12 protein-coding genes are annotated in these 12,545 nt (G+C 63.6%); 10 read left to right on the top strand and 2 right to left on the bottom strand.

What is annotated here, in order from left to right; translation table 11 throughout:
* Positions 1 to 127: 127 nt before the first annotated feature.
* Entirely contained in the window at positions 128 to 1,321 is a 1,194-nt protein-coding gene (locus EKA13_RS22985; protein ID WP_065761516.1) for an acyl-CoA dehydrogenase family protein, read from the bottom strand.
* Positions 1,318 to 2,490, bottom strand: a complete 1,173-nt coding sequence (locus tag EKA13_RS22980; protein ID WP_065761515.1) for an acyl-CoA dehydrogenase family protein — start codon at positions 2,488 to 2,490, stop codon at positions 1,318 to 1,320. Before EKA13_RS22980 ends, EKA13_RS22985 begins: the two co-directional genes overlap by 4 nt.
* A 202-nt stretch (positions 2,491 to 2,692) precedes the next feature.
* On the opposite strand from EKA13_RS22980, the gene EKA13_RS22975 reads away from it, so the two are divergent.
* From EKA13_RS22975 to EKA13_RS22930, 10 genes are all read left to right on the top strand, one after another.
* Positions 2,693 to 3,583 (top strand): VOC family protein, encoded by an 891-nt coding sequence (locus EKA13_RS22975; RefSeq protein WP_065761514.1) that lies wholly within the window; start codon positions 2,693 to 2,695, stop codon positions 3,581 to 3,583.
* An 11-nt stretch (positions 3,584 to 3,594) separates the two neighbouring features.
* Positions 3,595 to 4,470, top strand: a complete 876-nt coding sequence (locus EKA13_RS22970; RefSeq protein WP_065761513.1) for a CoA transferase subunit A — start codon at positions 3,595 to 3,597, stop codon at positions 4,468 to 4,470.
* A gap of 12 nt (positions 4,471 to 4,482) precedes the next feature.
* Entirely contained in the window at positions 4,483 to 5,280 is a 798-nt protein-coding gene (locus EKA13_RS22965; RefSeq protein ID WP_065761512.1) for a CoA-transferase subunit beta, read from the top strand.
* Between the two features lie 16 nt (positions 5,281 to 5,296).
* A complete protein-coding gene (locus EKA13_RS22960; protein WP_065761511.1) occupies positions 5,297 to 6,214 on the top strand; it encodes an enoyl-CoA hydratase in 918 nt (305 codons plus the stop codon).
* Entirely contained in the window at positions 6,211 to 7,335 is a 1,125-nt protein-coding gene (locus EKA13_RS22955) for an NAD(P)H-dependent flavin oxidoreductase (protein ID WP_065761510.1), read from the top strand. The genes EKA13_RS22960 and EKA13_RS22955 overlap by 4 nt, the downstream gene beginning before the upstream one ends.
* Positions 7,332 to 8,084, top strand: a complete 753-nt coding sequence (locus EKA13_RS22950) for an enoyl-CoA hydratase family protein (protein WP_065761509.1) — start codon at positions 7,332 to 7,334, stop codon at positions 8,082 to 8,084. The genes EKA13_RS22955 and EKA13_RS22950 overlap by 4 nt, the downstream gene beginning before the upstream one ends.
* 9 nt (positions 8,085 to 8,093) lie before the next feature.
* Positions 8,094 to 9,257, top strand: coding sequence for an acyl-CoA dehydrogenase family protein (locus EKA13_RS22945; protein WP_065761508.1), 1,164 nt, complete (start codon positions 8,094 to 8,096; stop codon positions 9,255 to 9,257).
* Between the two features lie 10 nt (positions 9,258 to 9,267).
* Complete coding sequence (locus EKA13_RS22940; protein WP_065761507.1) at positions 9,268 to 10,326, top strand: acyl-CoA dehydrogenase family protein; 1,059 nt, start codon at positions 9,268 to 9,270, stop codon at positions 10,324 to 10,326.
* Between the two features lie 3 nt (positions 10,327 to 10,329).
* A complete protein-coding gene (locus EKA13_RS22935) occupies positions 10,330 to 11,481 on the top strand; it encodes an acetyl-CoA C-acetyltransferase (RefSeq protein WP_065761506.1) in 1,152 nt (383 codons plus the stop codon).
* 69 nt (positions 11,482 to 11,550) lie between these two features.
* Positions 11,551 to 12,429, top strand: coding sequence for an SDR family oxidoreductase (locus tag EKA13_RS22930; RefSeq protein WP_065761505.1), 879 nt, complete (start codon positions 11,551 to 11,553; stop codon positions 12,427 to 12,429).
* Positions 12,430 to 12,545 lie beyond the last annotated feature (116 nt).

The following is a 12,545-nucleotide window of genomic DNA, read 5'->3' as shown; positions in this document are numbered from 1 at the left end:
TATCGGTCGCCTGTAGCCATGGAGAAACTGGCGGCGTGAAACCTAAAGCGGTGTCCACTTTTACTTGACCAGTTCAGGCTTGCCCGCGATGCAGGCGCCACGTATGCACTGCCCCAGAACCTGTGTATCAACCACGCACACGCGCTTCGCGCGGCATCCCCAGGGCCCGTTCAGCGATGACATTGCGCTGGATCTCGTTGCTGCCACCATAGATCGTGTCGGAACGGGTGAACAGAAACAGCGACTGCAACCGGCTCAATTGGTAAGGCGCACCTTCGAGAATCTCCCCCTCGCTGCCCAGCACGTCCATGGCCAGCTTGCCAAGGTCGGCATGCCAGGTCGACCAGGCCAGTTTATAGATCATGGCCTCGCGGCTCAGGCTGCCGTCCTGCGGCCCGGACAGCATCCGTAGCGAGTTGTAGCGCAGCACCTTGAGCCCGGCCCAGGCCTGGGCAATGCGTTGTCGCAGCAACGGGTCGCGGGAGGCGCCGTTGTCACGGGCAATGCGGATGATCTCGTCAAGTTCGTTCTGGAACTGCATCTGCTGACCCAGCGTCGATACCCCGCGTTCGAAACCCAGCAGGGCCATGGCGATTTTCCAGCCATCACCGGGTTGTCCGATCAGGTTGTCAGCCGAGGTGCTGGCCTGGTCGAAGAACACTTCATTGAATTCACTGGTACCGGTCAGTTGCTGGATAGGCTGCACACGGATCTGTTCCTGGGCCATCGGCACCAGCAGGAACGACAGCCCATGATGCCCGCTGCTGCCCGGCTCGGTTCGGGCCAGGACGAAACACCAATCGGCCTCGTGGGCCAGTGAGGTCCAGACTTTCTGGCCACTGATCAGCCAGTGCTCGCCGGTGGCATCAAGCCGGGCGCGGGTTTGCACGTTCGCCAGGTCAGAGCCGGCTCCGGGCTCGGAATAGCCCTGGCACCAGAATTCAGTACCGTTGAGGATGCCCGGCAGCAACCGCCGCTGCTGGGCTGGGGTGCCGAACGCGGCGAGTGTCGGCCCGACCAGGCCTTCGCCGATGTGGCCCATGCGTCCAGGCCCGCCGGCGCGTGCGTATTCTTCATGGAAAATGACCTGCTGGCTGATGCTCAGGCCGCGCCCACCGTGCTCCTTGGCCCAGCCCACACCGATCCAGCCACCAGCGGCCAGTGTTCGCTCCCAAGCTTTGCGTTCAGCAGGAAAGCTGTGCTCGTCGCCAGGGCCGCCGCGAAAACGCAGGGGTGCGAAGTCGCCTGTCAGGTGTTCGGTCATCCACTGGGCAACCTGTCGACGGAACGCTTCATCTTCGTTGTTGAAACCGATTTTCATGGTTGCTCTCCAAATAGATGCGCGGCCAGGCGCTCGCGGTGGAATGCGGGTGTGCCCAGCAACTGCTCGCTGGCACGGGCCCGCTTGAAGTACAGGTGCGGGTCATATTCCCAGGTGAAGCCAACGCCGCCGTGCAGTTGAATGGACTCGGCGGCGCAGTGGAAGAACGCTTCGCTGGCGTGGATCTTGGCCGTTGCGGCGGCTGCATCGAGCTCGCTCGAGACGGCGGCATCGCCCGCTGGATCAAGGCGCTCCTGGGCTACGCAAGCGGCGTAGTAGGCTGCCGAGCGGGCGCATTCGACCTGCAGCATCATGTCGGCGCAGCGGTGCTTGATGGCCTGGAAGCTGGCGATGCTGCGGCCGAACTGCCGGCGTTCGGCGGTGTAGGCCAAGGTCAGGTCGAGGGCCTGTTGCGCGCCGCCGGTCTGTTCGGCAGCCAGGCCGATGGCGGCGATCTGCAAGGTGTCGCGCAGCAACGGCCAGCCTTGGCCGGTTGCGCTCAGCAACTGGGCGTCGCTCACGTCTACCGCGTGCAGTTCGATCCGGGCCAGGCGCCGGGTTTGATCCAGCGTCGGCAGTGCCTGGCGCACGACGCCCGCGGTATCCGCAGGCAGGGCGAACAGGCTGATGCCGTGTTCGCCCTGACTGCCAGGGGTACGCGCCGCGACGATCAGCAGGTCGGCCTGGGCCCCATCGATCACTTGGGTATAGGTACCTGTGAGGCGAAAACCGCCGGTGCAGGGGCGGGCCTCGGTCTGCACGCTGTTGGCGTCCAGGCCCGGGCCACTGGCGAAGGCCAGGCTGGCAGTGGTCGTGCCGGCCGCAATGGCGTTGAGCCAGGTGGCCTGCAATGCGGCGTTGTCGGCCAGCAGCAGGGCTGGAGTCGCCAGGCAGGTGGTGGCAAAAAGCGGTGAGCAGAGCAGGTAACGGCCGCTTTGTTCGAGCAGGATCGCCAGCTCGACAAAGCCCAGGCCCATGCCGCCCAAGGCCTCGGGCACCATCAGGGCGGGCCAGTACAGCTCCTGGCCGATGCGTTGCCAGACGGCAGGGTCGTAGCCGTCAGGGCGGCTCATGGCGGCACGTACCGCATGCGAGTCGCTGACTTGTGTCAGAAAGCGTATCGCGCTGTCCCGAATCATCTCGTGTTCTTGAGTAAAGGCGAACTCCATGGGGCTGTCTCTGCTGGGCGGATGGATGCCCGAGTCTAGGGTTGCGCGGCTTTTTGCCGAATCATTGAAACGGACTAGTCCGCCATCTACCCAAGGGCCCGGGAATGGCCAAGTTGCGTAGTCTCAACGGACGATGAAGGCAGCGCTGCGGGTTTGCACAATGTTCATCAGGCAATGAACTCAGCCATTGAGGAACATAGGCATGATCGACATTCGCGGTTTGAGCTATTTCGTCTCGCAGATCGAGAACCTCAGCCAGTGGCAGCGTTACGCCGAGGACGTCCTCGGTATGCAGGTCCATCCGGCGCCAGGTGGCGGCCTGTACGTGAAAATGGACGAGCGGCCGTTCCGCATGCTGATCGTCGAAGGCAGCGAAGCGCGTTATCTGGCCTCCGGTTGGGAGTTGGGTTCCGAGCAGGCGTTCAGTGATGCACTTCAGCACCTGACCCAGGCCGGCGTTGAGTGGGAGCTGGGCAGTGCCGCGCAGGTCGAGCAGCGCGGCGTGCAGGCACTGGCGACGCTGGTCGACCCGTCCGGCAACCGTCATGAGTTGAGCTGGGGGCATCGCTCCGACTGCCAGCCGTTCGTCTCGCCCCAGGGGGTGCCGCGTTTCGTTACCGGCGACATGGGGCTGGGGCACACCGTGCTGCCGGCACCGAACTTCGACGCAACGCTGGCGTTCGCCAAGGACGTCCTCGGCTTTGGCCTGTCGGACATTTTCAACTTCCGTCCTGATCCGGCGGCCGCGCCGATTCGTATCCATTTCCTGCATTGCCGCAATGCCCGGCACCACAGCCTGGCGCTGGCCGAGTACCCGGTGCCGTCGGGCTGTGTGCACGTGATGGTCGAGGTTGACTCGATGACCGAGGTTGGCCGTGCCCATGACCGCCTGCTGGCACATGACGTGCGCCTGTCGGCGACGTTGGGGCAGCACCTGAACGACCGCATGACCAGTTTCTACATGAAGACGCCGTCCGGCTTTGACCTGGAATACGGCTACGGCGGGTTGCAAGTCGATTGGGCCGAACACTCGGCGTTCGAATTCACCCGCGTGAGCATTTGGGGGCACGACTTTTCGGTCGGCCAACAGTAAGGAACCTGCACATGAACAAACAACTGACAGCGGCCGATGCGGTTGCTCAATTGCGTGACGGCATGACCATCGGTTTCGGTGGATGGGGGCCGCGGCGCAAGCCGATGGCGATTGTCCGCGAGATCCTCCGTTCGCCGGTCAAGGACCTGACCGTGGTTGCCTACGGCGGCCCCGAGGTGGGCATGCTCTGTGCGGCGGGCAAGGTGCGCAAGCTGGTGTTCGGTTTCGCCACCCTCGACGCCATTCCGCTCGAGCCTTACTACCGCAAGGCCCGTGAAGCCGGTGAGCTGGAACTGCTTGAGCTGGATGAAGGTATGTTCCAGTGGGGGCTGCGCGCTGCCGGCATGCGCTTGCCGTTCCTGCCGACCCGCTGCGGGCTGGCCACCGATGTGACCCGTCTCAACCCGGAACTCAAGACGATTCAGTCGCCCTATGCCGATGGTGAAGTGCTGTTGGCGATGCCCGCGTTGAACCTCGATGTGGCGTTCCTGCATGTCAACGTCGCGGACCGCCTGGGCAACTGCCTGGTGACCGGGCCAGACCCGTATTTCGATCACCTGTTCGCCCGTGCCGCCGCGCAGTGCTTTGTCTCGTGCGAAACGCTTGAAGAGCGCCTTGAGCTGAGTGCCGAACTGGCCCGTTTCAATACCTTCGAGCGTTATCTGGTGACCGGTGTGGTGCATGCGCCGCTGGGTGCGCACCCGACCTCCTGCCCGTCTGATTACGGCTGGGACCTGGAACATCTCAAGCGCTATGTCGCCAGCAGCCAGGAAGAAAACGGCTGGCACGCCTATGTCGAGACTTACGTGGCGGGTGGCGAGCAGGCCTATCAAGCGCAGAACGGCGGTGCCGTACGCATGGGCGCCTTGCCCCTACCCGTGTTCTGAGGAGTATGAACAATGTCTGCAACCTGTGATTTCACCCTCGCGGAATTGATGATTGTCGCCGCAGCCGAAGCCTGGCGCGGCAATGGCGAGGTGATCGCCTCGGGCCTGGGCGTGATCCCCCGTTTGGGCGCAAGCCTGGCCAAGCTGACCCACAGCCCTGAACTGCTGATGACCGACAGCGAGGCCTTCCTGGTCGAAGAGCCTATCCCGCTTGGGCCGCGTGGCGATTTCGTGCCGCGCTACTCGGGCTATCTGTCGTTTGAGCGTGTGTTCGAATGCGTCTGGGGCGGCCGCCGTCACGCGATGATCGGGCCAACCCAGATCGACCGTTGGGGCCAGACCAACCTGTCGTGCGTCGGCGACTACCAAAAGCCGAAGACCGCGATTCTGGGGGTGCGCGGCTTGCCGGGTAACAGCATCAACCACCTCAATTCGTTCTTTGTGCCCAACCACAACACACGGGTGTTCGTCAGCGGTGAAGTGGACATGGTCTCGGGCGTCGGCTTCAAGGCCGAGCGCTGGCCGGAGGGGGTACGCCGTGACCTGATGGACATTCGCCGGGTGGTCACGGACCTCTGCACCCTGGATTTCGATGGCCCGCAACGTGCCGCCCAAGTGCGCACCCTGCACCCCGGGGTGAGTTTCGACGAGGTTCAGGACAAGACCGGCTTCCCGTTGCTCAAGTCTGCGCACTTGCAGGAAACCGCGCACCCCAGCGCCGAGCAGTTGGCGCTGATCCGCCGACTTGACCCCCACGATTACCGGGCCTCGGCGATCAAGGGCAACCCGGCCGGTATCCGTACGGCCTGAGGCGAGGACAGCGAACATGCACAGCCGCGACAGTGAATTCGTCGTCCGCGAAGACCAGGCGGTCTATGAGACAGATGCACCGGTGCTGTACAGCGTGGCCGAGGGTATTGCCACGCTGACACTGAACCGACCGACCTTCAACAATGCTCAAAACTCGCAGATGACCTATGCGCTGGACGCCGCCTTTCGCCAGGCGGTCGACGACGACAGCGTCAAGGTCATCGTCTTGCGCGGCAACGGCAAGCATTTTTCGGCAGGGCACGATATTGGTACCCCAGGGCGCGATATCAACAAGCCGTTCGAGCGGGCACACCTGTGGTGGGACCACACCAACAAGCCGGGCGGGGAGCAATTGTACGCCCGTGAACAGGAAGTCTATCTGGGCATGTGCCGCCGTTGGCGTGACCTGCCCAAGCCGACCATTGCCATGGTCCAGGGCGCCTGTGTGGCCGGTGGGCTGATGCTGGCGTGGGTCTGCGACCTGATTGTCGCCAGTGAGGACGCGTTCTTCCAGGACCCGGTGGTGCGCATGGGCATTCCGGGCGTTGAGTATTTCGCCCATCCGTACGAGTTGAACCCGCGCATCGCCAAGGAATTCCTGTTCTGCGGTGACCGCATGAGCGCCGCACGGGCTTATCAGATGGGCATGGTCAATCGGCTGGTGCCGGCGCAGGAACTGGAACAGGCGACCTACGCGCTGGCCGCCGGTATTGCCCGACAACCGCGCATGGGCCTGGCCTTGACCAAGCAGGCCATCAACCATGTCGAGGACCTTCAAGGCAAGCGCAGTGCCATGGACGCGGCGTTTGCCTGGCACCACTTCGCCCATGCCCACAACGAATTGCTCTCCGGCGACAAGCTCGGCGGCTTCGATGCCAAAGGCATGGTCCAGGCCAACAAGCTGGCGGCCACAGCCGAGGATAAATCCGTATGAGTCGCTGGTTGAACACACCGCTGACCGAGGCCCTGGGTTGTCGCTACCCGATCGTGCAAACCGCCATGGGCTGGGTCGCCGACGCGAACCTTGTGATCGCCACCACTCAGGCCGGCGGTTTCGGCTTCCTGGCGGGGGCGACCATTTCCGCGGATGAGCTCGAAGGCGAGATCCGCAAGGTGATCGACGCCACTGGTGGCAGCAACTTCGGGCTCAATTTCCACATGTTTCAGGACAACGCCGCGCAATGCGTTGATCTGGCCATCCAGTACCGCTTGCGTGCTGTCAGTTATGGCCGTGGGCCGGACAAACAGACCATCGCCCGTTTCAAGGCGGCCAAGGTGCTGTGCATCCCGACGGTGGGTGCGCTCAAGCATGCGCTGAAGGCGGTGGAACTGGGTGCCGACCTCATCACTATTCAGGGCGGCGAGGGCGGTGGCCACACCGGCGGCGTACCCAGTTCGATCCTGTTGCCGCAAGTCTTGGCGGCGGTCAACGTACCGGTGATTGCTGCAGGCGGCTATGCCACCGGGCGCGGCCTGGCCTCGGTGCTGGCGGCAGGTGCCAGCGGGATTGCCATGGGTACGCGGTTTCTGATGACCCGCGAGTCGCCAACCCCGCGCGCGACGCTTGAGCGTTACCTGAAGGTGGCCGATCCACAGCACGTGCGGGTGACCACTGCGGTGGACGGCATGCGCCACCGAATGATCGAAAACCGGTTTATCAATGAGTTGGAGCGGGCCGGGCCTTTTGGCCGGTTGCGCATTGCCCTGGGCAGTGCCTGGCAGTGGAAACAGCAGACTGGCATGAGCCTGGCGCATATGGCCGGGGTGTTCTTCCGGTCGCTGCGCGAAGACCCGTCCGCCTTGTCGCAGGTGGTCATGGCTGCCAACCAGCCGGTGCTGCTGCAGCGTTCAATGGTCGATGGGCACCCGGACGAAGGCATCTTGCCCAGCGGCCAGGTGGCTGCGGCAATCGACGAACTGCTGAGTTGCCGCCAGGTGATCGAAGGCATCGCCGATGAAGCCGAACAGTGCCTCGACGCGCTCCTGGCCCGTTGCCAACCCACCGCCGAGCCGTGCCAACCCCATCATCCCGCCAGCATTGGAGAACCCCTGTGAACCAGGCCTTTACCACGCAGCTCAATCAGGGGATCGCGGAACTTGTGATCGCCAAACCACCGGTCAATGCACTCGACAGCCAAGAGTGGCTGGCATTGGCCAAGCAGATCGAAGCGCTCGGAGCCAACCCCGAGGTGCGCGTCATCGTCATCCGCGCTGAAGGCCGGGGGTTCTGTGCCGGGGTGGATATCAAGGAACTGGACGCTCACCCGGAGCGCATTGTCGAGGTCAACGCGGGCAACTACGCGACCTTCAAGGCCGTACACCGCAACCCGGTGCCGGTGATTGTCGCTGTGCACGGTTTCGTGCTCGGCGGTGGCATCGGCATTACCGGCGCGGCTGATATTGTCGTGGCCTCCGAATGCGCCACCTTTGCCTTGCCGGAGGTCGATCGCGGCGCCATGGGCGGCGGCGCGCATTTGCAGCGGCTGTTTCCGGTGCAGAAGGTCCGTTACCTGTTCTTTACCGGCGCCTCGATTGGTGCCATCGAGGCTCAGCAATACGGCTTTATCGAACAGGTAGTGCCCAAGGATCAACTGCGTGAAACCGCACTGGAAATCGCTGCGCGCATCGCGGCGAAAAGCCCGGGGATGATCCGCATTGCCAAGGAGGCCTTGAACGGTATCGAAGACGGCAACCTGGAAGACAAATACCGCTGGGAGCAGGGCTTCACTTTACAGGCCTACAGCAGCCCCGATTCGGCGGAGACCCGTCGGGCCTTTGTCGAAAAACGCGACGCCAAGTTCTGAGAGAACGCCATGGAACTGACTTACACGCCAAAACAAAAAGCCTTCCGCGCCGAAGTCCGCGCGTGGTTGGCACACAATCTGCCGCGTGAACCGCTGGCCAGCTACGACACCCGCGAAGGCTTTGAGCAGCACCGCGCCTGGGAGGCGAAGCTGTTTGAAAGTCGCTGGTCGATGGTGATGTGGCCCGCTGAACTGGGGGGCCGCGGTTGCGACCTTATCGAGTGGCTGATCTTCGAGGAAGAGTACTACGGTGCCGGGGCGCCGATGCGCGTCAACCAGAACGGCCAATTACTGCTGGGCCCCACGCTGATGGAGTTCGGCACCACCGACCAGAAACAACGTTTTCTGCCGCGTATGGCGGCCAGTGCCGACATGTGGGCCCAGGGCTGGTCGGAGCCCAATGCCGGTTCTGATATGGCGGCGATCACCAGCAAGGCGGTACTTGAGGGTGAACACTACGTCATCAACGGTCAGAAAACCTGGTCTACCCGGGCGATCTTTGCCGACTGGCTGTTCGGGCTGTTCCGCAGCGAACCGGGCTCCACCCGGCACCACGGCCTGTCGTTCCTGATGGTGCCACTGAATGCGCCGGGGGTGAGTATTCGCCCGATCAAGGCCCTCAATGGCAAGGACGCGTTCGCCGAAGTGTTTTTCGACGACGTGCGGGTGCCGGTCGGCAACCGTATTGGCGCCGAGGGGCAAGGCTGGCATGTAGCGATGGCCACTGCCGGTTTTGAGCGCGGGTTGCTGCTGCGTTCACCGGCACGTTTCCAGCACACCGCCCGCAAGCTGGTCGAGCTGTACAAGGCCAACCGCGAAAGCGCCGACCGCGACCCCGGCCTGCGTGACGCCGTGCTTGAGACCTGGATGGGCGCCGAGGCCTACGCATTGTCTGCGTACCACACCGTCGGCCGGCTGAGCCGGGGAGAGGCGATTGGTGCCGAGTCGAGCATCAACAAGATCATCTGGTCGGAACTGGACCTGAAGATGCACGAGACCGCCATGCGCATTCTCGGCGCGCGCGGTGAGTTGCTGGCCACTGCACCCGTCGCTGGCGATGCGGCGGGCTGGCTGGAGGGTTTCCTGTTCGCCCAGTCCGGGCCGATCTATGCCGGTACCAACGAAATCCAGCGCAACATCATTGCCGAGCGGATGCTCGGCTTGCCGAAGTAAGGAACAGGCCATGGACTTCACTTTTACCGATGACCAGCTCACGTTTCGCGAAGCCATCAGCCGTTTTCTGATGACCGAAGCTGCGCCGGAAATGCTCCGCGAAATCTGGGAAACCGATGCCGGGCGCTCGCCCGACCTGCGTAACAAGATCGCCGCCCAGGGCCTTACTGCACTGTCGGTGCCCGAAGCTGAAGGTGGCCTGGGCATGGATGACGTGGCGTGGGCCTTGATGACCCAGGAGTTGGGCTACTACGCCATTCCCGACTCCATGGCCGACACCGCTTATGTCGCCACGGGCCTGCTTGCAGGCCTGGCGCCAGCGCATCCGGCGCGTGCTCGCCTGCTGCCCCGTATCGCCGAGGGCAGCTTGCGCCTGGCCATCGGTCACCCGGTCAACCCGCTGGTCAGTGATGCGCAACTGGCCGAAGTTCTGATCTTGCTTGATGGGGATGACATTCATGTCGTGCCGCGGGCGGAGGTTGATGTCGAGGCCAACCCGAGTATCGATGCCTCGCGGCGCCTGGGTCGGGTGACCTGGAACCCCAGCCCGGCAACATTGATCGCCAGCGCAGAGCAAGGGCGTACCTTGCAGGCCCAGTTGCTCGACCGTGGCGCGTTGTCGGTGGCCGGGCAACTGCTGGGCTTGGCGCAACGCATGCTCGACCTGTCGGTTGACTACGTGGCCCAGCGCAAGCAGTTCGGCAAACCGATCGGCAGCTTTCAGGCGGTCAAGCACCACCTGGCTGATGTGGCCCGGCAAATCGAACAGGCCAAACCGGTGCTCTACCGTGCCGCCCATGGCCTGGCCCGGGGTGAGCGCAATGCCAGCCTCTGGGTCTCCCAGGCGCGCCTGGCCTGTTGTGAAGCGAGCTGGCTGGCGGCGCGCAAGGGTATCCAGGTGCATGGCGCCATGGGGTACACCTGGGAAGTCGATTTGCAGATGTTCATGAAACGCGCCTGGTCGCTCGACGCATCCTGGGGTGACCGTGCCTTCCACAAGTCGCGTGTCAGCGACTACCTGTTCGCCGACGGCGCCCGACTCGGGCCAGGGCATACCTTCGAGGAGTGATTCATGGCACAAGCCTATATTGTCGATGCGCTGCGCAGCCCGACCGGCAAGCGCAAAGGGGCGCTGTCGGAGGTTCACGCGATTGATCTGGGTGCCCATGTGCTCAAGGCACTGGTGGCGCGCAACGTCATTCCCGGCGAAGACTATGACGATGTGATTTTTGGCTGCGTCGATACCATCGGCTCACAGGCCGGGGATATCGCCCGCACCAGTTGGCTGGCTGCTGGGTTGCCGCTGAACGTGCCGGGTACCACGGTCGATCGCCAGTGCGGTTCGTCGCAGCAGGCGCTGCATTTTGCCGCGCAGGCGGTGATGAGCGGCACCCAGGACGTTGTTGCCGTGGGCGGTGTGCAAACCATGACGCGCATCCCGATTTCCTCGGCGATGCTGGCCGGGCAAGCGCTGGGTTTTGCTGACCCGTTCTCCGGTAGCGAAGGCTGGCGCTCGCGTTTCGCCAACCAGCCGGTCAATCAGTTCTACGCCGCGCAGCGTATCGCCGACCATTGGCAGATCAGCCGCGAGCAGATGGAAGTGTTCGCCCTGCAGAGCCATCACCGCGCCTTGGCGGCTATCGAGAGTGGGCGCTTTGCCCGCGAGATCGTCGCCTGCCAGGGGCTGCAGCATGATGAAACACCGCGCCTGACCAGCCTGGAAAAAATGGCCGAGTTGCAACCGGTAGATCCACAGTTTCCTTCGATCACCGCTGCCGTCTCCAGCCAGACCTGTGATGCCTCGGCCGCCTTGCTGGTGGTGTCGGAGGCCGCCCTCAAGCGCTACGACCTGACGCCACGGGCACGTATTCATCACCTCACGGTGTTGGCTGATGACCCGATCTGGCATTTGACCGCCCCGATTGCGGCGACGCGCCACGCCTTGAAAAAGGCCGGCATGCGCATGGCTGATATCGACCGGGTGGAGATCAACGAGGCCTTTGCGTCGGTGGTTATGGCCTGGGCCAAGGAGCTGGATTACGACCCGGCGCAGACCAACGTCAACGGCGGCGCCATCGCCCTTGGCCATCCACTGGGCGCCACCGGAGCACGGTTGATGACCACCTTGCTGCACGAACTGGAGTGCAGCGGTGGCCGTTATGGCCTGCAAACCATGTGCGAAGGCGGTGGCCAGGCCAACGTCACCATTATCGAGCGCCTGTAGTCCCGTTCCCTCAATCAATCCGTGCCGCCGCCCTCAGGGCGCGCGGCCTTGCAGTCAAAGGAGTCAAACATGGCTATTTGCACAGACCGCACCGTGATCATTACCGGTGCTGGCGGTGGGCTCGGTCGCGCCTACGCGTTGGCGTTCGCCGCGCAAGGCGCCAATGTGGTGGTTAACGATATCCGTGCCGACGCGGCGCAGGATGTTGCTGGCGAGATCCGCGCCAGTGGCGGCCAGGCCATCGCCAACAGCAACGACATTACAACCCTGGACACCGCTCAGCGTATCGTCGACGCCGCGTTGGCGGCCTTCGGTGAGGTGCATGTACTGGTCAACAATGCCGGGGTGTTGCGCGATCGAATGTTTATCAGCCTCTCGGAAGAGGACTGGGACACGGTGATGCGTGTTCACCTCAAGGGACATTATTGCCTGGCAAACCTGTTGGGGCGTCGTTGGCGTGACCTGGCCAAGGCGGGAACCCCGGTCGCCGGGCGAATCATCAACACCAGCTCCGGTGCCGGCCTGCAGGGCTCGATCGGGCAGTCGAACTATTCCGCTGCCAAAGGGGGTATCGCCGCACTGACCCTGGTGCAGGCCGCTGAACTGGCTCGATATGGGGTCACCGCCAACGCCCTGGCACCGGCGGCACGGACGTCCATGACCGAGAGCGCCATGCCCGACGTGGTGAAAAAGCCCGAGGACGGCAGCTTTGATGCCTGGGCCCCGGAAAACGTCGCACCGCTGGTGGTCTGGCTCGGCAGCCTTGAATCGTCCCATGTCACGGGGCAGGTTTTCGAGAGCCAGGGCGGGCGCATCTCTCTCGGCGATGGCTGGCGCACCGGCACCACCCGTGACAAGGGCGGGCTTTGGCAGGTCGAGGAAATTGGCCCGGTCGTCGATGCGATTCTTGTTGAAGCGCCTGCGGCCCAGCGTGTCTGGGGCAGTTGAATCGGGGGCCGTTGAAGCGGCCCTGAAATGGCCGCTTCATGCGGCCATACCCCGTTTTGACGATGTGCCCGCCGGGGCGGCGCTTTATACCTGACAGCGTATTGATTTCTTCGGAG

Origin of the sequence: Pseudomonas defluvii (genome assembly GCF_001695625.1) — a bacterium.
In the GTDB taxonomy this organism is placed as follows: Bacteria; Pseudomonadota; Gammaproteobacteria; order Pseudomonadales; family Pseudomonadaceae; genus Aquipseudomonas; species Aquipseudomonas defluvii.
The sequence above is the reverse complement of the archived record's forward strand: the minus strand, read 5'-3'. Positions and strand labels throughout refer to the sequence as shown.